The following is a 25,584-nucleotide window of genomic DNA, read 5'->3' on the forward strand; positions in this document are numbered from 1 at the left end:
GTAGCGACGTCCTCGCAATTGGCTTGGCGTGAGATGCGACGGGGGGCCATGATTATTCCTCATGGGAAAAGGTGCGCGGATCCGAGCATTGAGACAGCGAGCGGGACAGAAGTCCGCCCAAGTCACCGTCGGCCCTGCCGAGGATTTCCCATTTGATCCGGGACAATCTCGAGCGAGCTTCAGATGTCTAGTTTGCGACCTTTGGTGGAGCCAACCCTCCCCCTTCATCGCTGTGGTGGGGGATGGAGATTTTTCCACGCTCGCACAATCGGCGCCTTGCCCGCAATGCGGTGCTCCTACGACGACAGCTGAATTTTCAAAAGAAAAATTAGGCGACGGACGTACGCTGATTCGCCCCGTCGAAATATTTCCCGAATTTTCATTTGACTCTCGTGAACCTCTACGCGGGTCACGGACCGCCAGCAATTGCGCGTTTTGCGGGTCGCGCATTACGGGAGCGAATGACAGTCGCGAACATGTGCTGGGAAAATGGCTGAGGAAGGTAAAATCCATCAAGGATAATCGGGCAGCCGATGGATCAGGCAGATGGCGATGGACCATGGACCCTCCGTTCTTAGCTCCAGCTGGTAGTGCAGTGCTGATACCACCACCCCGCAAACTGGCCGGAAAAGCCCTGCACCCGCTTTATGTGACGGTGAAGATATGCAAGCCATGCAACATTGGCTGGATGTCCAATATGGAGGAAAGAGCCATTCCAATACTTACCCCCTTGATCAACGATAAGACGCGCCTCATCTCCCAGGAAGATCAAGAGACCATTGCTCACTGGACAATGAAAACGGCAACCTGCTACGAGCAGGATGACGCGGGCAGCGCTCAGTTACAAAAGGCGCAGATTCGTGACGTGATGTCAGGCAGACCTTCTCGATGGTCGACGGTTTGGGCTGCACGATGGGCAGATCCAAGCGATGTCCTATTACGCCACGACGTACTGCACGGCTATCTTCCCGAAACCATGCAGTTGATGGGACAGTGGGGACGCACCCATATCGGACTTGGTAATGGCATTGCCCTAATGGCGATTAGCGCTAATCGTCCATCGAACGATTTCTCTCAGGTATCACCGAAGAGTCCCTGGCAGAGAATTTGGCCGCCAAGTGGAACGGACATCACGTTAAGGGATGAGCCCTTCAAACGATCGGATCTCGACAAATTGAACGCTGACATTGCGCTAAATGCTGAGGCCTGACGTGGTGAAGCTGTGCGAACAGACGCCAGGCACCAACACATAAATGCGGAACTAGAGTCGCAGGGAGGGGATGCTGCGGCTCGGGTGAGCGCCGAACTTATCGCCGCCGCAAAACGGAAGGTATCCTCCCGGCATGGGTGAAGAAGATGCGCTTCCATCGGTTCGAAACCTTTCTCTGGACTACCAGCGCAGACTCGCGACGAGTTTGACAGTGACTTCGGAGTTCGATCTTTATCGTCCAGAAAAGGACCCATGGCCTCCAGGTGCCACAGAATACTCAGTCAGCTTCTCTGTGTCATGGTTCCGACCCGAGGCTAAAGAGGCGCCGGACGGCGACGCTCAGATTCTGGGTGAGCTGTCGCGAGACGCAGCGGATGCGGACGGCTACGTCACCGCCAGAGTCGGCTCGGCTAATTTGATAGTGGCCGACATATACGAGCGTTCGTTGTTCGAAGCGCTCGACGCTCGCTCGGGCGATCTTGCCCATATTGGCGGGGCAATACTCGACATTGGAAGCGGAGAACTGGCCGCGGAACTTCTGAGGATAGTAGACGGCGTCGGCCAGAATCTTTTGATCGTCAACACGGTGCAGATCGATGAACCATTTCGGGGCCTATCATTTGGTTTGATTGGAACAGGTCTGCTTCTTCAGCACCTTTGCAAGAGTAGTGGGGGCGTCGCCGCGCTATACCCGATGAAGCCTGGCGCACAGGACGAGGACCGAGACACGTCCTATGCCCGCCTCAGCGCATACTGGAGCCGTTTGGGCTTTGAGCTATTCCAGGACAATGTTCACGTGCTGGATCTCGCCACGGTAACCCTAGACAGGAAGATGCATGATCTCCTTGCCTAGTCGTAATCGGATAGCAACAGATTGCTCAAATGTCATAATTGGGTTTGGCTGATTTTCTCAGGCGTCCTGCCCGAAATAGCCGCACAGATTCCCCCACCATAACTAGGGCGAAAGCGTCCCAAGCTTCTTCCTTTGCCACAACACTATCCCGCAGCATTGGCCACGGGTCGGCCCTACGTCCGGCTTCAGGTTCGTCAGACACGGCGCCCATCGGCTCGGGCCGCTTGACGGTTACTCGCTGCGTCCTGTGCCACCCCAGCGGCAAGAAGCGCTTGGCCTCTGTTGTACCCGTGGCCGACGAGTTGCCAGGACGATCTGACGAGGACATCTGAGGCGACCGGCTGATCCGAGTCGACTGACGACTGCTGCTGGTATGCGCTCCGTGCCGCGCGCAACTGGCCCAACGTGGTGGAGTACCGGCGCGACTTGGAGGAGACATGTCCTCGGTAGCCGAGTTCCTTGCCCCACTTGCGCAGCTTCAGGTCATCCAGCCCGGGCAGCTCGGCCAGAGCCCACGCGGTGTGGATCATCGTCGCAGCGTGGCGACCGCGCGGTGTTTCTCCCCAGGTTTCGGGGTTCCAGCCGGTGTCCTCGCTGCCCTTGGAAGCGTATTTGGCCACGTAGGCAGCGACTTTGGCGATGCTTTCGCCGCGGTCGAGGTGTTCGCCGATGTCGCGCACGTCCACCTGTATGCCCCACCGCATGGACCAGGACTCATCAGCGCCAGCCTCTTGCACGATCCTCACCGCGTTGGCCGCCGAATGCACGGCTTCCTTCAGCACGGGTGCCGTGGCCCAGCCCGGCGCGGGTGTCAGGTCTTCAGGGTTTTCGGTGCGTCCGTCGAGGCGGATGACTGCGTGGAGATGGACCAGGCCGCGCCGCTGGAACTCGATCACCTTCACGTAGGACAACCGAACGGCCTCGCGGACCAGGGCCACAGGGACAGCGCCGTGCCGGGCGAGATGACGGGGCAGGTAGATGCAGAAGCGTTCCCACAGGCGTCCGACGTTTGCTTGCCAGACGACCGCAGCCCGGTAGTCGTAGCACTCCCCGCACAGCGGGGATCCTACGTGCGGATCGCTCTCGGCATGGCGGACAAAGCACGAGATCGAGCGCCCGTGTTCGCAGTCCGGGCCTCGCCGGGGATTGCACACCCCCCGTCCGTTGCGGTGATCGCCTCGCCTGATGCGGGTGCCGCCGGCGGGCCGGGAGGTGTGGACGGCGCCGAAGGAGGGGGCGGTGAGGGTTACGAAGACCCGGGGATGGGCGGCGACGGATTCGGGGACGCCCTTACCGCCAGCGAGACCGGCTTTGACCAGCTGGAACAGGTCGCCCTGGTAGATCCGGGCGCAGGAGGGGCAGACGGCCGCGCGGCGGTTGCGGCAGCGGACGAGGATGACGCCGTTTGGGGCGTCGCGGCTGCTGAACTCCCGGTCGACGCGGCCGGTGGTCTGGTCGATGATCCGGGTGGAGCCGCGCATGTGCAGGGGGTGAGAGCAGCCGCCGATGCGCTGGACCTGGTCGAGCCAGGCCCGGTGATCGGGGCGGTTGACTTGCTCGATCAACTCGGCCAGTTCCGGGGCCAGCCCCAGGCCGAGCGTCAGTTGCCTTCCGGATTGCCTACTCTTGCTGTTCTGTTTCCTTGCAGTCTTTTTCGCCATCCCACCTACCTGCCGTTTGCTGGTTCATGAGTGTTGCCGGGGTGCCCGGCCCGTCCGAGGCGGATTGCTGGCATCGGACGGACCGGCCCGCAGCGCTGACAGTGGTCACGATGTCCTCCTGAGTTTGATTTCGTGGTAGCTAGTTCGAGCGCCTAGAGCAGTCCGGTTCCCCGGCAGCGGCGGCATCGCAGGTTCCGGCCGGTGTCGCTCTTGCAGGAGCGGTCCCAGCTCGGGACAGAGGTTTCGCCGATGCCTCGGCATGCCGGGCAGTCAACGTCCGCGAATCCCCGTATGGACGAGGTCGGGCGCGAGGAGTGGTTCACGTGATGCTCCAGGTGCTGATCCAGTCGAAGATGTTCTGTATGCCTTCGGAGATCGAGGGGGCGAGGGTCGAGCTGGCGAGGAAGAACCCGACCAGGGCACCGGCCAAGACCTGAAACCCGCGCAACTCTCCGGCCCGCCAGACGGCCCAGAGGACGGCGCCGAACACGAGGACGCCGAGGGTGGGTAGGTCCATTACCAGCCACCTCCCAACCGGACCCGGTGCACCGCGGCCTCCACCTCGGGCAGATCCAGGCACAGACGCGCGTACTGCGAGGCCAGCGCAGCCGCTTCAGTGATGTCCATCGGATCACTGCGGACCAGGTGCCACGCCCCGGAGTCATCCCCAGCCACCGCCACCCCAGCCAGGTCGGCCGGGATCTTCTGCGCTTCCAGGACGGCTTCCGCTGGGAGGCCGGCCAGAGTCATCGCGGCGGTTTCGGCGTCCGCGACCCGATGGCAGACCCGCCCGGCGAGCTGGGCCCGCAGCAGGGTGGCGCCGGGGCCCAGGTCGGACCCGAACCGCTGCCCGGACACCCACAGGTGGATGCCGAGGGCGGCGCCGAGTTGCCCGAGGCGGATCAGGCCCTGGATACAGCGGGCCGCTTCCTCCTTGCCGGGCTTGTCCGCGGCGAGCATGAGTTCGGCGACCTCATCGACGACGACCACGATCGGCCAGGGCCGCACCGAGGACGGGAGGTCCCAGATCGAGCGGGCGCCGTGCTCGCGGCAGGTCATGGTCCGCAGCTCCAGGACCCCGAGCAATCCATCGATCGCCGCTGCTGCTTCGGCCCGGTTGACCGCCAGCGCCGACAACCGCGGCCCGAACGGCGAAAGCTCCATGCCGTTCTTGGCATCGATTCCGACCAGGCCGACCGGGCGCCGGGCCAGTTCGGCCAGCATCCGGACCGTCAGCGTGGACTTCCCCGACCGGGTGGCCCCGCACACCAGGTAGTGAGGCCGGCGGGTCAGGTCCAACAGCCACGGATGGCTGTCCTCCCGGATCCCCACACTCACCGACAAGTCCGCCGGCGTCGCCTCAGCACGAACAGGCGCCATCACCTCGGACCCGTACTCCACCCGTTCCCGACCATCCTCCTCACTGGACGGAAGCTCCACAGGGTCGTGACCGACAGCCGCGATCTCCTGTGCGTGGCGGGGTTTCGGGTGCCGTAGCGGATCGAACCCGAGGCCGACCAGCGTCACCAATCCCGGTCGCGGCACCTCCACCCGCACCCGGTGGATGCGCCACGCGTGCGCCAGTCCTTCGGCCGCCCGTTCGAACTGAGCCGGTGTCTGCCCGGGCGCCAGGCGTACCCGCACTTCCAGACCGCTCTCCCGCACGCGCAGACCGACCCGACGCGGGGCAATGACTTTCAACGGTGTCCCCCGCACGACCAGCCCACCACTAGGGCCGTTGATCAGGCCGAACCGGCCTGAGCGAGCCGCCGGAACCGACAACCCCAGTTCCTCGCTCGCCGCCGACCAGGTCCGTAGCATCCACCACACCGCGACCGGGGCCCCGAACACCGGCCACCACGACCACGGACGAACCTCCCGCAGCCGCACCGACACCCGCCACACCACGACGGCCCCAACCAGCAGGACCAGCCACGCCACCGGGGTCGCCGGGCCGAACACGCCCGAGACGAGGTTCGTGATCCGGCCGAACAGCCAGACGACCACCAGCACAACGGCAAGTTTCCTCAGGAGCGACCTCATCGGGCATCACCTCGGCCCCCAGCACCCGGACCCCCGCCCGGACCAGCAGCCGGACCACCGGTAGGCCGGCCAGCGGCCGGAGCCTGAACAGGAGCCAAAGCCGAAGCGCGCCAAGCCACCCCCGAGCGCCCGTCCCGATCCCACGGCGTGGCCTCCAGATCGACCAAGCGGACCGGAGCACCCAGGGTCAGGCCCGCCGGTTCCCCGACCACCGTCACCTGAATCACCGAGGAGTTACGCCCCTGGATTGCGCAGACCCCGACCTGGTACATCGTCTTACCGGTCTCCCGGTCCTTGCGCAGCTCCCCCGTTTCCAGGTTCGCCACCCGCGGTTCGGGGAGCATCACGCACAACCACGCCTCGAAAGCTGAGACGTCTACCGGAATCGTCCTCATCCAGACCACCAACCTCACGTAGAGCAACTCATCAACTCGTTATGACGAGTGCAGTGATCAGTAGACGCCGTGGACGGCGAGGAGTCAACTACTTATGATGACGAGTAGATGAGCCGATCATTGCCGGATATCACCGGACACAGCCGGACAGTCGCGAGGGCTGGGCTGAGACAGCGAAGCCGATCAGGCGCACAGCCGCAGATCGCACAGGGGGAAGGGGCACAGCCGATGGGCAAGCCGCCCGCGTACGACGACGAAACCACCGACGCCCCGACGCCACCGCCCAAGGCATCCAGGAACGAGGCCGCCGGCCAGAACGCTCCCGACCGGGCCAACCGCGCTTTGCGAGCCAGGCTCCCCCGCTACGAACAAATCGCCTTGACGCTCCGCGAGCGCATCGAGAGCGGCGAGCTAGCTCCTGGGCAGCCCATCCCCAGTGAGACCGCGATGATCGCCGAGTTCGGAGTCTCCCGGATCACCGTCCGCCACGCCATCGCCGCGCTCAGGGCAGCCGGACTCGTCATCACCGAGCACGGCCGGGCCACACACGTCCGCGAAAGCCTCTCCCTGGCACCGGGAAGCGGACTCGAACTTGACCCGTCCATCACGCGCACCGAAGACCAGGACGGCCCGCGCTACCGGACCTGGGACGCCGAAGGCTGGGCCGACGTCGAAACACCGTCGTGCTACCGCACAGATGCCGGAACCTACGCTGACGCGCTCGCTATCCCCGCCGCTGAGCCAGTTTTCGTGCTGGAGCGCCAGCTCATCCACGCCACCGGCGTCCAGATCATGCACCGCACCTGGCTACCGTTCGCGGTCGTTGACGATCTCCACCTGGACGACGACCCGTTCCGCCTCCCAGCCGACCTCTACCAAGCATTCGCCGCCCAGGGACACGAGCTCACCTGGACCGACCGCACCCGCGCCGAGATGCCGAGACCGGACGACGTCGCGACCCTCGACATACGTCAGGGAATCCCCCTGATCGTCCACGTCCGCATTACCCACGGCCGCGACGCACGGCCCCTACTAGTCGAGGAAACACGCATCCCAGCAGACCGAGTCACTCTGATTGGCCGTCCCATCTGAACCATCAGTAGGGCAGGATGGCCCGGTGACGACCGCACAGGATGCGTACAAGCGGATGCTCCGTGACGAGATGGCCCCTCGACTCCGAAAGTTGGGGTTCAAAGGCTCCGGACGAAAGTACGACTTGGACGTTCCCAACCACTTTGTCCAAGTGGACTTCCAGAGCTGGAGGTACAACACCGCTGAGCACGTCCGGTTCACGGTCAACCTGAGCGTGATCTCGCACGCAGAATGGCAGCGCTTCTGCGAGACCTCAGGCTTCCCTGTGGAACCGAAGCCATCGGCTGGCGTCTATGGGCCTCAAGGACCGTGGGTCGAGCGGCTTGGATCGCTCAAGAGTCCGCTCGAGGACAAGTGGTGGGACATCTTTCTTGGCAGGCCCACAGAGCCCGTCGTACTCGAGATCGTCACCGCCATGGAGCAGGACGGATTACCGGAGATTAGAAGGCGCATGGTTTCGCGTGTAAGCGGTGAGGACGACTGGCTCACCGAACAAGACTGAGTATCCCGCCATGGAACAGTTTTCGTCACTTCCGACAGGCGACATACGAAGCCAAGCATCTAAGGCGCACGGCTCACCTTCCGGTACCACGCCCTGACTCCCGATAAACCCCGCAGTCCCAGCCCGGTCCAGGTCTGTGCTCCGCACAGGCGCGTGTGGACGAGGTAGGTCGGAGCGGGGTTGATCGCGAGCCTCCCAGGGCGAGGTACCTGGTGCCCGCAGCGGGGCAGGGAAAACCACCCGGCCCCACCGCGAGACCACCACCGGGAGGGCAAGCCCATGACGCGCCGCCGTACCCCGCACTTCTGGTTCCCGGTTCTGTTGCTCCGCGATGCGCTTGGACGCTTCGCCCGGGTCCGCCGGCCGCTGACTCCGGCGCGCCGCAGGCCCCAAGTCCGGCGCCCTACCTTGCCGGTCTTCGCGCAGCTTGAGCTTGACCTCGCGTAGACCGGGGTCGAGCGCCGAGGTGTAGAAAGTTGCCCTTACTTCATCAAGCCGGACCGCTGGCGCGGTCCGGGGCCGCCCGCGCCGCGCGTGCGGCGCGGACGCCGGTCACGACGCGGCGGCCAGACCGCGTGACTGCGAAGGCCACTACGACCCGTTGAGCACGATCCCTTGTATGCGTTGCAGGCAGACGCGAAGGTCGGCAAGCGTCGCCTCCTCGCTGCGGTGTCCCTGTTCCAGGACCGCGAGATAGGCCATGCACATACCGATCTCGCGCTCTACCAGGGCCAGTCGTCGGAACTCCACCGGCACCGACATGACTACCCTTCCGTATTCGGCCATCACCGAAAGTTCCCCCGTCTCAATAGATCGGCAAACATGAGCGGGCCAGCCGGCCCATAGCCGGAGGGAAGAGATCTATGCGGCGGTGCGCCCCTCGCCGCCGGGTGGCAGCCGCCGAGACTCCAGTAGCAGCACCAGGCGGACGACCGTCGTCTCGGGGACAGCCCCGAGCACTACAACCGGCCGGCCATCGGGCGCGACACCCGCACCGAGTTCCGGAAAGTCTGCGTCCGCGAAGCCGACATCACCGAGGCAGCGTCGCAGGCGAGCAGCGAGCCGACGCGCCCGACGATAGGACGCCATCAGTTCCCGCGACTCCCCCGCCCGCACCGACTGCCACGGCACGATCAAGCTCTCTTCGCCACCGGCGAATCCTTCGTTCTCCAGGAAATCCCAGTCACGCGAGCCCATCCCGCCCAGGTCAGTGCGTGCATCACCCTTGGATGCCTCGCGCTGGCCCCACTCTGGGCCGCTGTCCCCGTGACCGTCGTCCTCGCCTTGCTTCGTCAACTCTCGCTCCCACCTACCCCGAACATTTCTGCTCAAGGCACCGGCGAGCCAGACACGCGCGTCCGATTTGTTACGCACGCCGACTACGCCCCGGTACCATCCGACACCGGGACGTGACACGTTCCAGCCGGGCCACCCTTCTCCCCGCATAGGAACGGGGTGGCCCGGCCTCCGACTCATCTCATGCAGGCGTCCCTTCTCGCTCGGACGCCGCGACCATCACGCGAAGGATGGTGGGCGCCCCGGGCGCCTCTTCGACGCCGATGACACCGGCGATCTCAGCGACCGTTCGCCGCGCGTCGTCGTGAGCCCACTGGCCGGCGGGACCGTGCAGGAAGACCGTGAACCGCCCGGTCCCCTGTTCTTCGGTGACCGTGATCGCCACGACCTTGACGCGCTCCAGCGCCTTGACCAGCTCGGTTCGATTGAGGACGCGCTCCGCTGGCTCGATCACTGCGGTCACACCCAGCGGTACAAGTTGTCGACGACCTCAGCCGGGACGAGATCCGGCAACCGGCCCGCGATGCTGAGCGACAGGCGTCCCTCATTCGTCCGCTCCAACACGATGTCGTCCTGTTCCAGCGGATGAGTCGGAGCGTGCAGCCAGCCCCGAAGCCGGTCCCGATCGATGACGGCCAGGCACGTCGGCCCGAACCAGATCATCACGTGGTCGAGCCGCGCCACGATGGACGCCTCGCAGATCGGACCCCCGTGCCGATCCATGACCGCGAACTCGAGACGCCCCGTCCAAAGGCTCGACGTGCCCTTGACCGCAAGGGCCGGCCGAAGGCGCCGAAGAGAACCCGGGACAAGGCCCCGAATGGGAACGGCCGGACCGGCGACCTCGTTCACGCGGACCACCGCCGCTCAGCCTGCGCCCCCGTCGATTGAAGGACGAGGACCGTCAGGCCACCGCTCTCCAACTTCCGACGAACCAGTTCCTGGACCCGCGGCAGCCACCCAAGATCAAGCACCGAAGGCACAGCAACAGTGCGCACCTCGCAGCGCTCAGCCGTAGCAACCAGCGCCGACAACGCCGAGAAGGCCGTCCCAGGGGTCCATTCCAGGAAGATCTCCCCGAGCGTGTACCCCTCCAGCGCGGCATACGCGACGAGCACCCGCCGCCCGTTCGTCACTTCGTCATCGGACGAGTCCGGCCGGACAGTCTGATAGCCGAACAGCATCGGACGCAGATTCGTCCCCACGTCGTGGACCGGTTGCGCGCTCCCCGTCAGGATCGCCTTTCGGCGTCCTCTCCCCGATATCCCTCGCATGCCCTACAGGGTGCGGCCGCACAAGGGTCGAAAGGTTGCCAGCTTGGCAACCCCCTTATACCTCGCCGAGCACTCCGCAACGCTCGGCCAAGCCGCGCAGTTCTGCACCGGACACACGGCGGTGGTTCTGGTTGAGGAGATCCCGGACGCCATCGCGGACCACCGGACTCAGCCGGACGCGCAGCGGTGCGGAACGCTCAGCGCGGCGAAAAGCATCGATCGCCTCGCGATGACGATCCATCCGGGAGAACGCGCGGCCCATGTCGACCCACAGGTACGACATCCGCTCACGCTGCTTCACCGGGTGAGTAGCCAACGGGCGCGCAGTCTCCAGCGCCGCCGCCGGATTCCCCGACTCAACCTCGACGGCCACTCGATGCATGATCACGTTCCACGAGCTGAACGACGTGTGCCGCGCGACCAACGTCGGCTCCTCAACCCGGGCCGCCAGGCTCATCGCATCATCCAGTTGAGCCCGAGCCGTATCGATGTTGCCCAAGCTCGCATTGGTCGCCGCGCCCACCAGGAGGCACGAACCCCGAGCCGCCAGACTCTCGCTCTCTCCCAGGGCAGTTGCCTCGAATCCAGACTGAGCAACAGAGGCCGCCCGCCGTAGCGCCCCCGCCGGCGTCAGCGCGTGAGCCTGCCCGTAAGCCGCCAGCCCCAGCGTCGCCGGATCATTCGACGCCTCAGCCGCCGACCGCAGCTTCTCCGCGGCCATCCAGGCCAGGTCGAACTCCCCCATGTTCCGCGCATAGAAGATCGCCGTGTACGCGGCGATCGCCACCCGACGATGGGCCTCCGGTGAACCGGTCTCTTTGGCAAGTTGTTGGGTCCAGCGCAGGATGCTGGGAACGATGCGCGCCTCATCCACCAGGTCGCACCGAGCCATGATCTGGTCCAGGCCGTCGATGATCGCAGCCACCTCAGCCTCCGACCGCCCCGGCCCGTCCGGATCGAGCAGCGCCAACCGCGTCGCCTGCACCCCACGGTGCGCGTCCGCGTGGGTCTGCTCGCGCGGGGCATAGGGCTGACCAGTCAGATCAGCTACCGAGACTTCCAGCGCCTGAGCAATCGTCGTCAGCAGCGCCCGCGAGTCCACCGAGCGTTCCCCACGCTCCAACCTGGAGAGATACCCCTTACTGATGCCGGCCAGGCCGGACGCTTGATCGAGGCTCAGCCCTCGCGCCCTGCGGCATTGGCGGATGCGCGCACCGGTGTTCTCAACGTCACCCACGCGACCCCCTCGCCATCGATGCACTAGAAGGTGACATTCTAGCGACGGACCGACATTGCCCGAGCGCTATCGACAGGAGTTGCCAGGTGAGCAGCGCCCGAGGAGTTCTGTACGTGATTATCTGCGGTGTTAGCAACGCCTACGAATCTTACGATTTCATCCGTAGCGCTAGATCCTTCGGTTGGGATGTGTGTGTAATAACAACTCCCATGGGAGAACGCTTTGTCAACAGCACCGAACTGCGTGATTTAACCGGTCATCCTGTTCGATCAGACTACAAACACCCCAACGACCCCGATGTGCTTCCGACTCCAGACGCACTAATTGTTGCTCCAGCCAGCTTCAATAGTGTCAACAAGATCGCGAACGGCATCACGGATACTCTGGCCGTGGGCGTCGTGTGCGAGGCAATTGGCCAGGGTAAGCCAGTTATCATCGCCCCCTGGATGAATAGGGCCTTAGCCTCACATGGTGCCTACAGACGAAGTTTGGAATATCTCGCCGAGGAACGAGTGCAGGTCGTGCTGACCCAACGCACTCAACCTGGCAAGGGCGGCGAGTTGGAGCCAGGGAACTTCCCATGGACCAAAGTCGAGGCAGCTTTGCTTGAACTTTTCTAACCCGCAAGATTTATATCGTTCTCCACCGGAGGTCTGAAGGCCTTTGACGATGGCCGATAAGGACGTCCCTGAACCGCTCCTGTGGACCTGGTTCCACTCCCGGCAAACGATCGACAGGCCCCCAAGTCTCCCAATACTGTCTGGCCTTAGCGATGGGAACCAGCCTTGATATCTCATCGTAGCCGTTACCAATTGAGCCATCGGCCAGAAGCAGCAATATTTCTTCCCATAGACCCTGAACCAGCTTCAAACGAAAACGATGCTCTACTTCGACCAATTCCAGACATATTGCCACGGCCTTCCGAGAAAGGGTTAGCCGATCAACGTAGAGTTTCCGATCACGGCTGCTCCATCGAATTGGACTGGCCTCCAACGCATCAAGAACATCGTCGATGGCTATCCAGGCAATCGATCGAGCAGCGGCTAGCGGTTTCTCCACGCGTCCTCGTGCATCCAGATTGGCAGGCAAGAACGTAGAGAAGGGCATCGCGCTGAAGGTATTTACCGCGTATGACCAGACCTCATGCGTTGCGCGCAGCGCAACGGCTGCAACCGTAAATCCAAAATCTGGATCGCCAGCAACCGTAACTTTAAATTGTTCAATACTCGGCAGTAAAGCGTTGACATTAACAAGAGCCTGAAAGCAAGGGTTAATATTCTCCATAAAGAACTCGTGAAGCGACACCGTTGCGACCCTGGCGTTAAGATCCAATGACGTCACATGCAGACCATTGGTACCGAATAAGGCTTCGGCGCGCCGCCAAGCCGGCATGCGACCCCTTTCGTCCGGGCTCGGAAGGCTTAGCTTTAATTCCAGCGAAGCAGCTTTGAAGCAAACTACTCCCGCATCGCAGCCGCGAGCGAAGGAGTCCGCCCAGGCGGCTGCGAGAACTACTCTGGCTACTGGAATAGCATCATCGTCAATGACATACTCATGGCGAGTGCCATCCCACGTAAGGCTTTCGTGCGCTTCAGCGTTTCGGAATTCCGGCAGAATCCCAACGGCGGCGACAGAAGCAACCCAACTGTCGTGCGAAAGCAAAGCCTCATGGATCTGTCTGACCATCGGGACCTCTGACCATGGAAGTCCCTTTCGCAAACAATGGTGCAACCAACCGTATTGACGGACTGGCCCCTCAACGAGTCGCTTGTAGGCGTCCGCAAATGCCAAAGCGTTAACTTCTCCGCTAAGCGCATCGCCTGATCGCGCCAGAGCAATGGAGCGAGAAATACGATCCCGCCCCTGGCGCAGCACTGGCTCGCGCTTATCAAAGTACGAGACCACTGCAGAAGATAGTTCAGGATCGCTTTCGGCGAGATAGTGGTACGTAGATTTGAGACTTGCGGCGGCCAAGACTTGATTTTCAGCACAGACTACCCACCCCACAATACAGACGGCGGCGAGTGCGTCATAAACCGGAGGTACGCCTAACGACTGGAGATGTCCCACAACCCTCTGTATCAACTCATGATTCTTCTGGTAGTGGGCTTCAAAAACACGTGAGGGCAGGAATTCGCCATGCTCATTACGCAGATCGCGATCTGGCAGATCAAAAGCCAAGGCTAAAAGGTCCTGACCTTCATTGTCATGCGTTTCACGAAGCCAATCGACGCCCGAGACAGCGAGGTTGAGAACTGGCTCCTGGAGATTCAGCACGCAATCCGCTATACCACGCATCCATACGTCAACTGAGCCCAGTAAAGAATTTGCCTCTAGAGGCTGAAATACGTCGAAGGGTCTGAGCGAGTACAACAAAGAAACGATAGCCTGCCGTGCCTGCAACAGGTTGCTTATCCACGACCTGACCGAGATAAAGCTGTCTTCGGCCCCTGACCACTCGGTAGCTATCCGAGCCAAATCAATTACTTGCCCCTCGAGAGCCCCCCTGTAATATTCCCATGCGTCCCTGCTAAGGGGGAGCGTGTGGCTGCCAGACCAAACATAGGAGGAATTCAGTTCGCCGTAGATAGGTTGAGCAAGTTTCTCCCGAGCACTCAACGGAAGCCCGCCACCCGGCAGCATAAGCCCACCCTTCACTAAGAAGGACTCACCATGTCAATCGCTAGCCAATAGCGCTTGTTGCAGGGCTTCCTTCTCGGTTAAGTTATCTAACTCCGCGTCCTCATCAACAGCCTCATCTACTTCTTCACCTTCATGACGCCAAGATTCATCTGAAGAAACTAGGGGTCGCGACGGTGATTCCATGAGTATTGGAAGGAGTATGCCTCGAAGTGCTTCGTCGCGGCGCACACGGTTCAGTCGATCACTAGCCGCCCGTTCCACAGCCCGCAGATACTTAACCGCATGCTGACCAAGATTATCTTTGACTAGTGATTCAATCGGTCGCCCCTCGCTTTCTTCCTTCTTCACGTCGTTGATCCGGTTCGAGAAGTCCTTGAGTACCTGCGTAAGGTTTTCGGGATCATTTGTCGGCAATACGTGGGCGTTCTTGCCTAGGCAGAGCAGCAGCGAATAGAAGTCTGACTTGTTCCGGAAACGAGTCCTCCTTAGCTGGCCAGCTATCGGCGCTAGTTGTTCAAAGATGCGACCAAGCTTTCTGTTTAAGTCGTTGAGAACTTCTTGCGGAATTCCTTGGCGCTCGTACGTTAGAAATAAGTCCTCCAATCCATCCTTCTTGTTCGGGAATGCTCCTGTAGCTAATGAAAAGCAGATCTCGCCAAAGAACTCGTCGTTTCGCCTCCGAAGGTAATCCTTCGAAGAGAAGACGCCAATTTCGCTGAGCAGAGGTCTCCCAGCTGCGGCTTCTACGAGTTCGAGGAACGGCCCACTGTAAGCAGCATGCCGAAGCTCTTGAGCCTCCAATGGCTCGACGGTCTTGTTGAGGCGACGAAAAACTTCCCGCAAAACAGAATTTGTTTCTTCTGGAAGCTTTCGAACGATAAGCTCGAAGCTACGAAACCGCTTCTTCAGCGCATCCTCAAGTTCGTCGAATTTTTTGTTTCGCCATTTTTCATCCAAATCACCATCGCCAATGATACGAAGTTCTCCAGCTAGGAAACTAATGCATGTTGAAATGCGCTGCTGGCCGTCCACGACGATCATTAATTCGTCGCCGTCGGCGGTCGTATCGTTCTGGACGTATATCTCCGGTACAGGTAGGCCCCGAAGTATCGAGTCCACCAAAAAGCTCTGCTGCTCGACGTTCCACACCAAATTTCTTTGGAACGGAGGGCGAAGAATCAACTCGCCATCGACATACTTCTTATAAAAATAGTTCACTGTGAAGCTGGATGCCGTCGACGCTAGCTGTTTTTCAAATTCAGGTGATGAATTATTGCTAATCACGCGAGAATCCCCTTCTTGCATTCGACGATGCCTTGGGCGACGTAGTTTCGCACGCTCCAATAGTCGCGGTAGACCCATATCTCGACATCGATATTCCGGTCTAGGAGAATGGAGGTGCGCTCTTGGATGCGCTCAATAGCGGCAATCCATGATGAACCAAAGGAAAGTACTGGCAGCAACTTATTGATGAGGATGGCACCATCAAAGAAGCGCTTACGCTGCCAAGAAATATTTTCTTTTACCAATTTATCCATGGGATCCAGGCTCGGCTGAGCCTTGTTTCGTAGATCTCGCCACGCTTGTTCAAAATGGACCTCGGAAATCACGGCGATGTCGAGATCGGATTTCTCATCAAAGGGCTTCAAATTCCGGCCACTCACTTTTCCAGGGTTAGAAGAAAGTCCGATGGCGCCTGATCCAATACAAAATATGCCGTTCGGGTCCACCTGGAGCTGGTCGGAGACAAGTCTTACAAATTTGCGAAAATCGGAATTGGGAAAAGCAAAAGGATCTGAGCGTAGAAAATGTTCATCTATCCAACGAAGAAGCGGATCACTTCCCAATAGGTCTTCCTGTTTCGGATAGTCCATCGTCTTCTTTCTGGAAGCCTTTCTGGATCTTGGTATAGGACAGTATATGTCCCGATTCTGCGTGACTCAAGGTTCTTCGTGCGACCCCTACCAAGAGAGGGCCTTACCGTCTCTCGAGTGATTAAGTGAGTGCAGATGGAGGCCATGAGACACGCCAGGCCGTGTAGCCGGATGCGGTCTCGCCAGCATAGCTAGCGCGTATCGGTGCCGCGCTCGAATCCGCTGGAGCGGTGACCCTAGAGTGCCTTGGGGTGTAGGAAACCTCAGGGAAGTGCGGCAATTCAATCCACGGCGTGAACAGATTGACGGTGTCGTCACTCTAGGTCACAAGATCGACGGCCACTCTGATTCAACTTAGCGACGCCCAAAAAGAGAAGCGCCTATGGTGCAACCGGTCGCTTCAAAGATCCTGGGCTCGTAAAAGAATCACGTCCATGTCGGCATAGACGGGCGAGTGGTCACTCCAGCGCTCAGCATAGGCAGGCGCTCGGTCTACGTCGGCAGCAACTATGTGACCGCTCAGTGCAGGGTCGGAAATTAGGTAATCAATTCTCCACCCGGCCCCTGAATCCCAAGCACGGCCTCTCCATGAGAACCATGTATAAGGCCCAGGCCCCTCCCCAGCCATCTTTCGATGAACGTCCACAAGACCGTCTTCACCGAATAGCGAATCCATCCAAGCCCGCTCCCGCGGCAAGAACCCAGACTTCTTCAGATTTCCCTTCCAGTTCTTCAGATCCACCTCGCGGTGGCAGATGTTGAAGTCACCGCAGACCAGCAGATGCCGGCCGTCGGCGGCGAGCTTGTTCATCCGCTCCCGGATCTCATCCATAAACCGGTACTTCTCATCCTGCTTCGGCGTCTCAGCCTCCCCCGTGTGGATGTAGACCGACACGACGGTCAGCAGCGAGGGATCACCCTCAGCAGAAGGCATCAGAGCGAAGTCAGCCTCAACCCAGCGCCCAGCACCGAGGAAGGACCCCAGCCCCGAGCGCACGGCCACAGGCTCAGTCCGAGACAGCACGGCAACGCCGGCCCGCCCCTTCGCAGAGGCAGACTCCTCATGCACCCCATACCAACCCTCACCCATGATCTTCATGAGCGTCGCGTCATCCGCGCGGATCTCCTGGAGGCAAAGGATGTCCGGCTGGCGTTCAGCGAGCCAGGCAGGCATCCCCCGCCGCTCAGCCGCCCGGATACCGTTGACGTTGGCAGTAGCAACCCTCAGCACGACGCGTAAACACCCTTCGTAACGTTCTGACCTGCACTAATACACGTGGCAGATTGAGGACTTGCGCTATCCCAGGCCTTCCCCCGCCACGAGAACCAGGTGTAAGGCCCCGGCCCCTCCCCCGCCAGCGAGCGCTGGACGTCCACGAACCCGTCCTCGTCAAAAAGCGAGTCCATCCAGGCCCTTTCGGCCGGCAGGAAACCGGCCTTCTTCAGGTTGCCCTTCCAGTTCTTCAGGTCGGCCTCGCGGTGGCAGATGTTGAAGTCGCCGCACACCACCAAATGACGCCCGTCCGCGGCGAGTTTGTTCATGCGCTCACGGATCTCGTTCAGAAAAGCGTACTTCTCGGCCTGCTTCGGGGTTTCGGCCTCGCCGGTGTGCACGTACACCGACACCACTGTCAGCAGTCCGGGCTCACCCTCAGCCGAGGGTGTCAGCGCGAAATCGGCCTCCACCCAGCGCCCGACCGAGATGAAGTCGCCCAGGCCGGAACGGACAGCGACCGGCTCGGTACGGGACAGCACCGCGACGCCGGCCCGCCCCTTGGCCGAGGCAGACTCCTCGTGCACCCCGTACCAGCCCTCACCCATGATCTTCATGAGCGTCGCGTCGTCGGCCCGGACCTCTTGCAGACAGAGAATGTCCGGCTGCCGCTCGGCGAGCCAGGCGGGCATGCCCCGCCGCTCAGCAGCCCGGATACCGTTGACGTTGACGGTCGCGATCCTCATGGCGCCATCCTCCCCCATCGAGGAACGTGCCCGGGACGTCTTCCACCGTGACCCGAAGAGGAGGGGAACCATGGTCACAGTTCTGGCCCTCCCCGGTTCGTTCTGTACCCCAGCCGTGTTCGACCGGCTGGCCGCCGAGCTCACACCCGACCTCCCGCTCAAGACCTGGTCCTGGCTCACCCGCCCCGGCCCCTGGGACATCCCCGCCCTCGCCGACGACCTCGCCCGGCATCTGGAGGGGCCGGTGGCGCTGCTCGGGCACTCCACCGGCGGCGCGATCGCACTACAGCTCGTCCTGTCCCGGCCCGACCTGGTCACTCACCTGGTGCTGGTCGACACCGGGGCGCACATGAAGGATCACGGCGACGTCCGGAGCATCCTGCGGGCACTGACGGCGGGCCTGGCCCCGGACCTGCTGGCCGCCGTGCTCGACCGGTCGTTCCACAGGCCCCTCGAGCCGGCGCTGCGCGAGGAATGGCTGTCCTGGGCGACCGACGTGAACCCCCAGGCCGCCCACGACGCGCTGGCCAGTCAGCACGATCTGGACTTCCGCCCGGCCCTGTCCCGCATCACCGCGCCGACCCTGGTGCTGCACGGCGAGTACGACCAGGCCCGGCCCGTGCATCATGCGCAGGAACTGGCCGACGGGATTCCCGGAGCTCGGCTACAGGTGTTACCAACCGGTCACACGCCGGTCCACGAGGCTCCGGACCTGGTCGCGGCGTGGATCAGGAGTCACATTCTGTGAAACCCCTGTCCAGGGGGCTCGACAAAGGGTAGACACGTGGCATGACCCTTCTGGACGACGCGGCCGGGATCAGCGACGATCTCGCCGATCTGCGGCACAGGCTGCATCGGCGCCCCGAGATCGGGCTCCGGCTGCAACGCACCCAGCAGGCGGTGCTCGAGGCCCTCGACGGCCTGGACCTGGAGATCACGGCGGGTCAGGAGATCGGCTCGGTGACCGCCGTACTGCGCGGCACGGCCTCTCCCGACCCGGAGACCGCGCCGGTGGTGCTGCTGCGCGCGGACATGGACGCCTTGCCTGTGCACGAGGAGGTGGGCAGCCCGTTCCGCTCCACCGTCGACGGCGCCATGCACGCCTGCGGTCACGATCTGCACACGGCGATGCTGGTGGGGGCCGCCCGGCTGCTCAACGACCGGCGGGATCAGATCGCCGGTGACGTGGTGCTGATGTTCCAGCCCGGCGAGGAGGGCTATCAGGGCGCCTCGAAGATGATCGGTGGGGGCGTGCTCGGCGCCGCCGGTCGCGCCGTGGACAAGGCCTTCGCCCTGCACGTGCTGCCGAACCAGGTGCCGCTGGGCACGATCGCCACCCGCCCCGGAGCGGTGATGGCCGCTGCGGACGGGCTTTTCGTAACGGCCCGGGGCTCCGGTGGGCATGCCGCGTCGCCGCACCTGGCCCGCGACCCGGTGCCGGCCATCTGCGAGATGGTGATGGCGCTGCAGACCGCGATCACCCGCCGCATCGACGCTTTCGAGGCCGCAGTGCTCACCGTGGGCAAGCTGAAGGCGGGCACCAAGCACACAGTGATCCCGGAGACCGCCGGTTTCGAGGCCACCGTGCGCACTTTCGACCGGGGCGTGCGTCGTCAGGTGCGCGATCTGGTGCACCAGGTCTGCCAGGGCATCGCCGACGCGCACGGCGTGGAGGTGGTGGTCGAGTACGTCGAGGAGTGCCCGGTCACGCTGAACGACGTCAGCGCAACCGACTTCGCCTTCGAGGCGGCGGCCAACCTGTTCGGCGAGTCCCGCACGCACACCCTGGCCCGGCCTCTCACCGGCACCGAAGACTTCTCCCGGGTTCTCGAGAAGGTCTCGGGGGCGATGGTTCTCATTGGTGCGTGCCCCGAGGGGCACGATCCGGAAACCGCACCGAGCAATCACTCGCCGCACGCCACGTTCGACGACGCGGTGCTTCCCGACGGGGCGGCTCTGTACACCGAGCTGGCATTGCGTCAACTCAGTATTTAAATTGAGGACGCCCGCCACTCACCATCGGTGAGTGGCGGGCGTCCTCAATTTTGAAGCTCTTACTGCCGCTCCGCCGCCTCGACGACGTTGGCGAGCAGCATCGCGCGGGTCATCGGGCCCACACCGCCCGGGTTGGGTGCCACCCAGCCGGCCACCTCGCGCACGTCGAGCGCGACATCGCCCGCCAGCTTGGACTTTCCGGTGACCGGGTCGGGAACGCCCCGGCTGACACCGACGTCGAGCACGATCGCGCCCGGCTTCACCATGTCGGCGGTGATCATGTTCGCGACCCCGGCCGCGGCGACCACCACGTCGGCGCGGCGCACGTGCTCGGCCACGTCACGAGTACCGGTGTGACACAACGTGACCGTGGCGTTGAGCTCGCGACGGGTGAGCAGCAGGCCGAGCGGGCGACCGACGGTGACGCCGCGGCCGACCACGCAGACCTCCTTGCCCTTGAGGTCGATGTCGTTGCGCAGCAGCAGATCCACGATGCCGTGCGGGGTGCACGGGATCGGGCTCGTCATCGGCGCGTTGACATTGAGCACCAGGCGGCCGAGATTCGTCGGGTGCAGACCGTCCGCATCCTTCGCGGGGTCGATCAGCTCCAGGACCCGGTCGGAGTCCAGGCCTTTCGGCAGCGGCAGCTGAACGATGTACCCGGTGCAGGCCGGGTCGTCGTTCAGCCGCTTGACCGCGGCCTCCACCTGCTCCTGCGTCGCGTCGGCGGGCAGGTCCTCGCGGATGCTGTTGATGCCGACCTCAAGGCAGTCGGCGTGCTTCATCGCGACGTACTTGGCACTGCCCGGGTCTTCACCGACCAGCACGGTGCCCAGCCCGGGAACGATGCCCTGTTCCTTCAGCCGGGAGACACGCTCCTTGAGCTCGAGACGGATGGCAGCCGCGGCGGCCTTGCCGTCGAGAAGCTGCGCGGTCACCAGGACTCCAGGCCTTCGTACAGCGGGAAGTCCTGGGCCAGCTTCTCGACCCGCTTGCGCAGGCTCTCGATGTCGGCCGTGGGCTGCAGGGCGTTCGCGATCACGTCGGCGACCTCGGTGAACTCCTCGTCGCCGAAGCCCCGGGTGGCCAGCGCGGGCGTGCCGATGCGCAGACCGGAGGTGACCATCGGCGGACGCGGGTCGAACGGGACCGCGTTGCGGTTCACGGTCACGCCGATCTCGTGCAGGCGGTCTTCGGCCTGCTGACCGTCGAGCTGGGACTCGCGCAGGTCGACGAGCACCAGGTGCACGTCGGTGCCACCGGTGAGCACCGAGACGCCGGCCTTCGTGGCGTCGGCGGCAGTGAGGCGCTCGGCGAGGATCTTGGCGCCCCGCACGGTGCGGGCCTGACGGTCCTTGAACGCATCGGAGTGAGCGATCTTGAACGCGGCCGCCTTACCGGCGATCACGTGCATGAGCGGGCCACCCTGCTGACCCGGGAAGACCGCGGACTGGAACTTCTTGGCGTTCTCCTGGTCGTTGGCCAGGATGATGCCGCCCCGCGGACCGGCCAGGGTCTTGTGTGTGGTGCTGGTGGTGACGTGGGCGTGCGGGATCGGGCTCGGGTGCAGACCCGCGGCGACCAGACCGGCGAAGTGCGCCATGTCGACCATCAGGTAGGCACCGACCTCGTCGGCGATCGAGCGGAACGCGGCGAAGTCGAGCTGACGCGGGTAGGCCGACCAGCCCGCGATGATCAGCTTCGGCCGGGCCTCGAGGGCCTTCTCGCGCACGACGTCCATGTCGATCAGGAACGTCTTCGGGTCGACCCCGTAGGCGGCCACGTTGTACAGCCGGCCGCTGTAGTTGATCTTCATGCCGTGCGTCAGGTGACCGCCGTGGGCCAGCTCCAGGCCCAGGATGGTGTCGCCCTGGCGGATCAGCGCGTGCATCGCGGCGGCGTTGGCCTGCGCGCCGGAGTGCGGCTGCACGTTGGCGTAGTCGGCCCCGAACAGGGACTTCACCCGGCTGATGGCCAGCTCTTCGGCGACGTCCACGAACTCACAGCCACCGTAGTAGCGCTTGCCCGGGTAACCCTCGGCGTACTTGTTCGTGAGCACCGAACCCTGCGCCTCGAGCACGGCGCGGGGAGCGAAGTTCTCGCTGGCGATCATCTCGAGGGTGTTCCGCTGACGGCCCAGCTCGTTGCCCAGAACAGCGGCGAGCTCGGGGTCGGCGTCAGCGAGGGACTCGTTGGTGATCGCGCGGCTGGTGGAGGCGGCGTCAGACGTCATGCGGTTACTCCAAGCAGTGTCGGTCGTCGGGTGGTCAGGTCGTGCTTCCCTTGCCCCGGGCCCAGGCGAACGACCCGAAGACGACGACACTCCACCGCTTCCCGGTGGTGACCCACCCGAACGCCAGTCGCGGCGAGGAACATCGTATCAATGCCCGCGAGTGGCCGGTCGGTTGCGTATGGCGATAAGCATCGCATCATCCGCAACAGCTGTCAGCAGTCGGCGGACGAACGTCTCAAACCGGCTGGATTGCCGTCACCCGGCGCGTCCACGGCCGGGCCTGGATGCGCACGACCTTCCCGACCCGGACCCTCGCGGAAAGCCAGCGGTTGGCCGGCAGGCTCACCACAGCGGGCGGCTCGTCACCGGGCAGCTCCGGCGTGGCCGCATCCGGCTCGATCTCGGAGGGCCGGGTCGACCAGAGCATGTAGGCGCAGCCCAGATCGCCAGGAAGAAGGCGACGAACAGGATCTTGATCAGGACATCAGGCATCAGAACTGGGCGGAGACGTTTCCGCGCTCCTCGCCCCGGGCTTCGAAGTACTCGGCCGGCGTGAAACTCCCCAGGCCGGCGACGATGTTCGTCGGCACGGCCTGGATGCTCGTGTTGTAGGTCTGCACGGCGTTGTTCAGGAACTGCCGGGCGTAGGCGATCTTGTCCTCGCTGTCGGCCAGCTCGCCCTGCAGCGCGCCGAAGTTCTGGCTGGCCTTCAGGTCGGGATAGGCCTCGGCCACCGCGAACAGCCGCGACAGCGTGGCTGACAGCTCGTTCTCGGCCTGCGCCCGCTGCCCGGCGCCCGCCCCGTTCACGGCCACCGCCTGCTGCCGCGCCTGCACCACGGCCTCCAGGGTGCCGCTCTCGTGGGCCGCGTATTCCCTCACCGTCTCGATCAGGTTCGGGATCAGGTCATGACGGCGCTTGAGCTGCACGTCGATCTGTGCGGACGCGGCCTCGACCTGGTTCCGGCGGCGCACGAGCCCGTTGTAGGCGCGCACCGCCCAGAACAGGAAAAGCCCCACGACCACCAGGACGGCAAGCGTCACCACGAGCACCATGGCCACAACGTAGCCAGTCACCGATCCCCATTCCACGCGTTTGCCCCATTCACGACCCAAGGGGCAGACCATTCGGTCCTACCGGACGAGTCATATCCTGATGTCATGGAAGAGCTGCGCTTCGGCATGACCCTCGACGACCGGCCCGCACGGGTGCAGGAGATGGGCGGGCGCGAGTTCACGGTCATCGGGGCGGCGAATCATTACCAGGAGATCGGTGTGGACGCCGAGGGTCGCCTCTTCCTGCTCGACCCCACCCCGAGCACGCCGTGCCTGCTCAGCAGCAGCATGGATGCCTTCCGCGGATTCCTGAAGGCGTTCGACGAGTTCTACGCGGGCGCCGATGCCGACCCGGAGATCCCGCGCCGCAAGCGACTTCGGCTGCTGAAGAAACAGCTCACCGCGATCGACGCCGATGCCCTGCTCAAAGACCTGCACTGGTCGGTCACCGTGGAACAGATCGAGGACGGCATTCTCTAGCGCATCGTTCACCCACCACGAAAAACGCCTCCCGGGAAAATGCTTCCCGGGAGGCGTTCTCGCGTGCGGTCTACTTGCCCCAGAGCGCCTTGTACTTCGCGGCGGCATTCGGGTTCTGTACCTCGCCGAAGATCGACCCGGCGTAATAACTCGCCGGCTCGTTGAAGTAGGCCTCGTAAGCCAGTTGACTGCCCAGGCTTTCGAACCAGGCCTTCATCTTCGCGATGTAGAACGCGTTGTCGCCGCCGTTGTTACCGGCATGCGCCGTACCCGGGTACACACCCCACTCCGGCACGCTGATCTTCTTGCCGTGGTTCTTGGCGAAGTTGGCCCAGTACGTCAGGCCCTGCTTGCCGTTCAGCTGCTCGTCCCAGGCGGACTCGCTGGTCGCACCGGGCCACATGTCGTAGGAGTCGACGCCCACGATGTCGACATACTTGTCGCCCGGGTAGGCCTTGGCCGGGTCGGCCTGACCGGCGCTGACGCCCCGGTTGACGTTCCAGTCCCAGGTCAGGGCCGGAGCCACCGACTCGGCCGCACCCACGACCTGTCGCCAGCACTCGGCGAAAGCAGCCGGATCGTTGGCCTGCCAGTTGTACCAGTCGCCGTTGAACTCCCAGCCCAGGCGGATGACGCTCGTGTCGTCCAGGCCCGCGGCCTTGATGTTCGTGGCGATCTGCTTCCACTTGTCGTTGTAGGCGCCCGAGGCGCACTGCGACAGGGTGCTTCCGTCTTCCGGGAAGGGCGGGAAGCCGAACGACTTGGTGTACGAGGTGTTCTTCCAGGAGTCGTACAGCCACTCCGGGTTGATCAGGTCGTCCCAGCTGGCGCGCGCCGGCCAGTCGACGACCACGTCGACACCCGCGCCGCGCCACTTCCCGAAGGCCGCGGCGTTGCCGGCGCTGCTGCCCGGCATGTACAGACCCGAAGCCCAGCCCAGACCGGAGGCCTTGTCACTCAGGTTGGCCAGGCCGATCTGGGTGGTCTTCCCGCTGCTGGTGGTCGTGGACGGCGAGGAGTCCTCCGTCGTCCTGCTCGCGCTCGGCGACTTCGATTTGGTACTCGTCCTGGCCGCGGCCTTCTTGGTCTTCGTGGACGTGGCCTTGCCCAGGCGTTCCTGGTTCTTCTTCAGCTCTTCCGAGGTCGGCGACGCGGAACGGTCCGCGGTGATCGCCGGCATCGAGTTGCTGTCGCTCGTCAGCGCGGCCTCTTCGACCGTGTCCTGCTGGGCGCGGTCGATGAAGTAGGCGCCGGGCACGGCAATGGTCAGCGCGATCGCCACGGCACCGAGCCAGGCGCGCTTGTTGCTGACCGCACGGCCGATCGGGCCGCGGTTGGACCGGCGGCCGGTCTTCGGGCGCTGCCCCCGCAGGGCACGGCGGCTGCTGAGCTCACCGGTGGGCGTCGGGTCGTCGACCGTGACATCGGTCTCGACGATCTCCAGCGACCCGGACGGCGGGGCCTTCACCGTGGCGCGTGCGGAGCGGACCTTGATGGAACCGGTCTGCGTCTCCTCCAGCTGGGGGATCGCGACCGTGACGGCGTCGGGGTCGGTCTCGCGACCCAGCAGCCCGAACGTCAGCTGGCGCTGCAGGGCGCGGCGACGGCGCCGCTTCTCCATGCGCTCGCGGCGGGCCCGCAGGTCGGAGCGGCTGAGCCGCTGCTCGGCCGGGGCCGGCTCGACCCGGACGCTCGTGGCCTGGGTGCTCCGGGTGCTCTTGTCCTGGCCGTCGTCGTCGGCAAAGAAAGAGGACCCCTCCAACGCACCCACTCGGGCGTTGG

The 25,584-nt window shown here is 63.5% G+C and carries 28 protein-coding genes and 1 riboswitch; of the genes, 8 read left to right on the plus strand and 20 right to left on the minus strand.

Annotated elements, in window-relative coordinates; translation table 11 throughout:
• Positions 1 to 61: 61 nt before the first annotated feature.
• Both LR393_RS07245 and LR393_RS07250 read left to right on the plus strand, forming a co-directional pair.
• Positions 62 to 1,210, plus strand: coding sequence for a hypothetical protein (locus LR393_RS07245; protein ID WP_231482552.1), 1,149 nt, complete (start codon positions 62 to 64; stop codon positions 1,208 to 1,210).
• A gap of 133 nt (positions 1,211 to 1,343) precedes the next feature.
• On the plus strand, positions 1,344 to 2,063 hold the full coding sequence (locus LR393_RS07250) for a hypothetical protein (RefSeq protein ID WP_231482553.1): 720 nt from the start codon (positions 1,344 to 1,346) through the stop codon (positions 2,061 to 2,063).
• A gap of 194 nt (positions 2,064 to 2,257) precedes the next feature.
• Here the strand turns inward: LR393_RS07250 and LR393_RS07255 are convergent, their stop codons facing one another.
• From LR393_RS07255 to LR393_RS37310, 4 genes are all read right to left on the minus strand, one after another.
• The gene (locus LR393_RS07255; RefSeq protein ID WP_231482554.1) at positions 2,258 to 3,724 is read right to left on the minus strand and encodes a replication initiator; all 1,467 of its coding nucleotides are present in this window, start codon (positions 3,722 to 3,724) and stop codon (positions 2,258 to 2,260) included.
• 319 nt (positions 3,725 to 4,043) lie between these two features.
• On the minus strand, positions 4,044 to 4,241 hold the full coding sequence (locus LR393_RS07260) for a hypothetical protein (protein ID WP_231482557.1): 198 nt from the start codon (positions 4,239 to 4,241) through the stop codon (positions 4,044 to 4,046).
• Positions 4,241 to 5,767 carry an FtsK/SpoIIIE domain-containing protein gene (locus LR393_RS07265; RefSeq protein WP_231482558.1) on the minus strand — a complete coding sequence of 509 codons (1,527 nt, stop codon included), beginning with the start codon at positions 5,765 to 5,767 and terminating at the stop codon, positions 4,241 to 4,243. Before LR393_RS07265 ends, LR393_RS07260 begins: the two co-directional genes overlap by 1 nt.
• Positions 5,764 to 6,162, minus strand: a complete 399-nt coding sequence (locus LR393_RS37310) for an SCO3933 family regulatory protein (protein WP_456238318.1) — start codon at positions 6,160 to 6,162, stop codon at positions 5,764 to 5,766. The genes LR393_RS07265 and LR393_RS37310 overlap by 4 nt, the downstream gene beginning before the upstream one ends.
• Before the next feature lie 228 nt (positions 6,163 to 6,390).
• On the opposite strand from LR393_RS37310, the gene LR393_RS07270 reads away from it, so the two are divergent.
• The gene (locus tag LR393_RS07270) at positions 6,391 to 7,254 is read left to right on the plus strand and encodes a GntR family transcriptional regulator (RefSeq protein WP_231482560.1); all 864 of its coding nucleotides are present in this window, start codon (positions 6,391 to 6,393) and stop codon (positions 7,252 to 7,254) included.
• A gap of 25 nt (positions 7,255 to 7,279) precedes the next feature.
• Positions 7,280 to 7,756: a DUF4304 domain-containing protein gene (locus tag LR393_RS07275; protein WP_231482562.1), complete on the plus strand. Its 477-nt coding sequence runs from the start codon at positions 7,280 to 7,282 to the stop codon at positions 7,754 to 7,756.
• Between the two features lie 591 nt (positions 7,757 to 8,347).
• Here LR393_RS07275 and LR393_RS07280 read toward each other — a convergent pair.
• The 6 genes from LR393_RS07280 to LR393_RS07305 form a co-directional block, all read right to left on the minus strand.
• A complete protein-coding gene (locus LR393_RS07280; RefSeq protein WP_231482563.1) occupies positions 8,348 to 8,545 on the minus strand; it encodes a hypothetical protein in 198 nt (65 codons plus the stop codon).
• Between the two features lie 72 nt (positions 8,546 to 8,617).
• Positions 8,618 to 9,052, minus strand: a complete 435-nt coding sequence (locus LR393_RS07285; RefSeq protein WP_231482564.1) for a hypothetical protein — start codon at positions 9,050 to 9,052, stop codon at positions 8,618 to 8,620.
• A gap of 181 nt (positions 9,053 to 9,233) precedes the next feature.
• Positions 9,234 to 9,515, minus strand: a complete 282-nt coding sequence (locus LR393_RS07290; RefSeq protein ID WP_231482565.1) for a hypothetical protein — start codon at positions 9,513 to 9,515, stop codon at positions 9,234 to 9,236.
• Positions 9,512 to 9,904 (minus strand): hypothetical protein, encoded by a 393-nt coding sequence (locus LR393_RS07295; RefSeq protein WP_231482566.1) that lies wholly within the window; start codon positions 9,902 to 9,904, stop codon positions 9,512 to 9,514. Before LR393_RS07295 ends, LR393_RS07290 begins: the two co-directional genes overlap by 4 nt.
• Complete coding sequence (locus tag LR393_RS07300) at positions 9,901 to 10,236, minus strand: hypothetical protein (protein WP_231482567.1); 336 nt, start codon at positions 10,234 to 10,236, stop codon at positions 9,901 to 9,903. The genes LR393_RS07295 and LR393_RS07300 overlap by 4 nt, the downstream gene beginning before the upstream one ends.
• 145 nt (positions 10,237 to 10,381) lie before the next feature.
• Positions 10,382 to 11,563 (minus strand): helix-turn-helix domain-containing protein, encoded by a 1,182-nt coding sequence (locus LR393_RS07305; RefSeq protein ID WP_231482570.1) that lies wholly within the window; start codon positions 11,561 to 11,563, stop codon positions 10,382 to 10,384.
• 86 nt (positions 11,564 to 11,649) lie between these two features.
• Between LR393_RS07305 and LR393_RS07310 the strand changes: the two genes are divergently transcribed.
• A complete protein-coding gene (locus LR393_RS07310; RefSeq protein WP_231482571.1) occupies positions 11,650 to 12,183 on the plus strand; it encodes a flavoprotein in 534 nt (177 codons plus the stop codon).
• A gap of 10 nt (positions 12,184 to 12,193) precedes the next feature.
• Here the strand turns inward: LR393_RS07310 and LR393_RS07315 are convergent, their stop codons facing one another.
• The 5 genes from LR393_RS07315 to LR393_RS07335 all read right to left on the minus strand — a co-directional run bounded on the left by LR393_RS07315 (position 12,194) and on the right by LR393_RS07335 (position 18,039).
• Positions 12,194 to 13,840: a hypothetical protein gene (locus tag LR393_RS07315; protein WP_231482572.1), complete on the minus strand. Its 1,647-nt coding sequence runs from the start codon at positions 13,838 to 13,840 to the stop codon at positions 12,194 to 12,196.
• Positions 13,841 to 14,239: 399 nt separating this feature from the next.
• Positions 14,240 to 15,490, minus strand: coding sequence for a DUF262 domain-containing protein (locus LR393_RS07320; protein WP_231482582.1), 1,251 nt, complete (start codon positions 15,488 to 15,490; stop codon positions 14,240 to 14,242).
• Positions 15,487 to 16,080 (minus strand): hypothetical protein, encoded by a 594-nt coding sequence (locus LR393_RS07325; RefSeq protein ID WP_231482583.1) that lies wholly within the window; start codon positions 16,078 to 16,080, stop codon positions 15,487 to 15,489. The genes LR393_RS07320 and LR393_RS07325 overlap by 4 nt, the downstream gene beginning before the upstream one ends.
• Positions 16,081 to 16,480: 400 nt before the next feature.
• Positions 16,481 to 17,311 (minus strand): exodeoxyribonuclease III, encoded by an 831-nt coding sequence (locus tag LR393_RS07330; protein ID WP_231482585.1) that lies wholly within the window; start codon positions 17,309 to 17,311, stop codon positions 16,481 to 16,483.
• Positions 17,305 to 18,039 carry an exodeoxyribonuclease III gene (locus LR393_RS07335; RefSeq protein ID WP_231482589.1) on the minus strand — a complete coding sequence of 245 codons (735 nt, stop codon included), beginning with the start codon at positions 18,037 to 18,039 and terminating at the stop codon, positions 17,305 to 17,307. Before LR393_RS07335 ends, LR393_RS07330 begins: the two co-directional genes overlap by 7 nt.
• Before the next feature lie 70 nt (positions 18,040 to 18,109).
• Between LR393_RS07335 and LR393_RS07340 the strand changes: the two genes are divergently transcribed.
• Both LR393_RS07340 and LR393_RS07345 read left to right on the plus strand, forming a co-directional pair.
• Positions 18,110 to 18,787 (plus strand): alpha/beta fold hydrolase, encoded by a 678-nt coding sequence (locus tag LR393_RS07340; protein WP_231482590.1) that lies wholly within the window; start codon positions 18,110 to 18,112, stop codon positions 18,785 to 18,787.
• Between the two features lie 41 nt (positions 18,788 to 18,828).
• Positions 18,829 to 20,034, plus strand: coding sequence for a M20 metallopeptidase family protein (locus LR393_RS07345; RefSeq protein ID WP_231482591.1), 1,206 nt, complete (start codon positions 18,829 to 18,831; stop codon positions 20,032 to 20,034).
• A gap of 59 nt (positions 20,035 to 20,093) precedes the next feature.
• Here the strand turns inward: LR393_RS07345 and LR393_RS07350 are convergent, their stop codons facing one another.
• The 4 genes from LR393_RS07350 to LR393_RS07365 form a co-directional block, all read right to left on the minus strand.
• Positions 20,094 to 20,972: a bifunctional methylenetetrahydrofolate dehydrogenase/methenyltetrahydrofolate cyclohydrolase gene (locus LR393_RS07350; protein ID WP_231482593.1), complete on the minus strand. Its 879-nt coding sequence runs from the start codon at positions 20,970 to 20,972 to the stop codon at positions 20,094 to 20,096.
• Entirely contained in the window at positions 20,969 to 22,267 is a 1,299-nt protein-coding gene (gene glyA, locus LR393_RS07355; RefSeq protein ID WP_231482595.1) for a serine hydroxymethyltransferase, read from the minus strand. Before glyA ends, LR393_RS07350 begins: the two co-directional genes overlap by 4 nt.
• A gap of 52 nt (positions 22,268 to 22,319) precedes the next feature.
• Positions 22,320 to 22,408, minus strand: a riboswitch (ZMP/ZTP riboswitch).
• 94 nt (positions 22,409 to 22,502) lie between these two features.
• The gene (locus LR393_RS07360; protein ID WP_231482596.1) at positions 22,503 to 22,694 is read right to left on the minus strand and encodes a hypothetical protein; all 192 of its coding nucleotides are present in this window, start codon (positions 22,692 to 22,694) and stop codon (positions 22,503 to 22,505) included.
• Positions 22,695 to 22,758: 64 nt separating this feature from the next.
• On the minus strand, positions 22,759 to 23,328 hold the full coding sequence (locus LR393_RS07365; RefSeq protein WP_407937297.1) for a LemA family protein: 570 nt from the start codon (positions 23,326 to 23,328) through the stop codon (positions 22,759 to 22,761).
• Between the two features lie 99 nt (positions 23,329 to 23,427).
• On the opposite strand from LR393_RS07365, the gene LR393_RS07370 reads away from it, so the two are divergent.
• On the plus strand, positions 23,428 to 23,802 hold the full coding sequence (locus LR393_RS07370; RefSeq protein WP_231482598.1) for a hypothetical protein: 375 nt from the start codon (positions 23,428 to 23,430) through the stop codon (positions 23,800 to 23,802).
• A gap of 70 nt (positions 23,803 to 23,872) precedes the next feature.
• Here the strand turns inward: LR393_RS07370 and LR393_RS07375 are convergent, their stop codons facing one another.
• Positions 23,873 to 25,564 carry a glycoside hydrolase family 26 protein gene (locus tag LR393_RS07375; protein WP_231482606.1) on the minus strand — a complete coding sequence of 564 codons (1,692 nt, stop codon included), beginning with the start codon at positions 25,562 to 25,564 and terminating at the stop codon, positions 23,873 to 23,875.
• Between the last annotated feature and the right edge of the window lie 20 nt (positions 25,565 to 25,584).

Origin of the sequence: Kineosporia mesophila (assembly GCF_021129235.1) — a bacterium.
Lineage (GTDB): Bacteria > Actinomycetota > Actinomycetes > Actinomycetales > Kineosporiaceae > Kineosporia > Kineosporia mesophila.

What these genes read in the sequence shown, in the direction of transcription:
- LR393_RS07245 (WP_231482552.1), top strand. Translation starts at nt 62, where the DNA reads ATGGGAAAAGGTGCGCGGATCCGAGCATTGAGACAGCGAGCGGGACAG.
- LR393_RS07250 (WP_231482553.1), top strand. Translation starts at nt 1,344, where the DNA reads ATGGGTGAAGAAGATGCGCTTCCATCGGTTCGAAACCTTTCTCTGGAC.
- LR393_RS07255 (WP_231482554.1), bottom strand. Translation starts at nt 3,724, where the DNA reads ATGGCGAAAAAGACTGCAAGGAAACAGAACAGCAAGAGTAGGCAATCC.
- LR393_RS07260 (WP_231482557.1), bottom strand. Translation starts at nt 4,241, where the DNA reads ATGGACCTACCCACCCTCGGCGTCCTCGTGTTCGGCGCCGTCCTCTGG.
- LR393_RS07265 (WP_231482558.1), bottom strand. Translation starts at nt 5,767, where the DNA reads ATGAGGTCGCTCCTGAGGAAACTTGCCGTTGTGCTGGTGGTCGTCTGG.
- LR393_RS37310 (WP_456238318.1), bottom strand. Translation starts at nt 6,162, where the DNA reads ATGAGGACGATTCCGGTAGACGTCTCAGCTTTCGAGGCGTGGTTGTGC.
- LR393_RS07270 (WP_231482560.1), top strand. Translation starts at nt 6,391, where the DNA reads ATGGGCAAGCCGCCCGCGTACGACGACGAAACCACCGACGCCCCGACG.
- LR393_RS07300 (WP_231482567.1), bottom strand. Translation starts at nt 10,236, where the DNA reads ATGCTGTTCGGCTATCAGACTGTCCGGCCGGACTCGTCCGATGACGAA.
- LR393_RS07325 (WP_231482583.1), bottom strand. Translation starts at nt 16,080, where the DNA reads ATGGACTATCCGAAACAGGAAGACCTATTGGGAAGTGATCCGCTTCTT.
- LR393_RS07335 (WP_231482589.1), bottom strand. Translation starts at nt 18,039, where the DNA reads ATGAGGATCGCGACCGTCAACGTCAACGGTATCCGGGCTGCTGAGCGG.
- LR393_RS07340 (WP_231482590.1), top strand. Translation starts at nt 18,110, where the DNA reads ATGGTCACAGTTCTGGCCCTCCCCGGTTCGTTCTGTACCCCAGCCGTG.
- LR393_RS07345 (WP_231482591.1), top strand. Translation starts at nt 18,829, where the DNA reads ATGACCCTTCTGGACGACGCGGCCGGGATCAGCGACGATCTCGCCGAT.
- glyA (WP_231482595.1), bottom strand. Translation starts at nt 22,267, where the DNA reads ATGACGTCTGACGCCGCCTCCACCAGCCGCGCGATCACCAACGAGTCC.
- LR393_RS07360 (WP_231482596.1), bottom strand. Translation starts at nt 22,694, where the DNA reads ATGCTCTGGTCGACCCGGCCCTCCGAGATCGAGCCGGATGCGGCCACG.
- LR393_RS07370 (WP_231482598.1), top strand. Translation starts at nt 23,428, where the DNA reads ATGGAAGAGCTGCGCTTCGGCATGACCCTCGACGACCGGCCCGCACGG.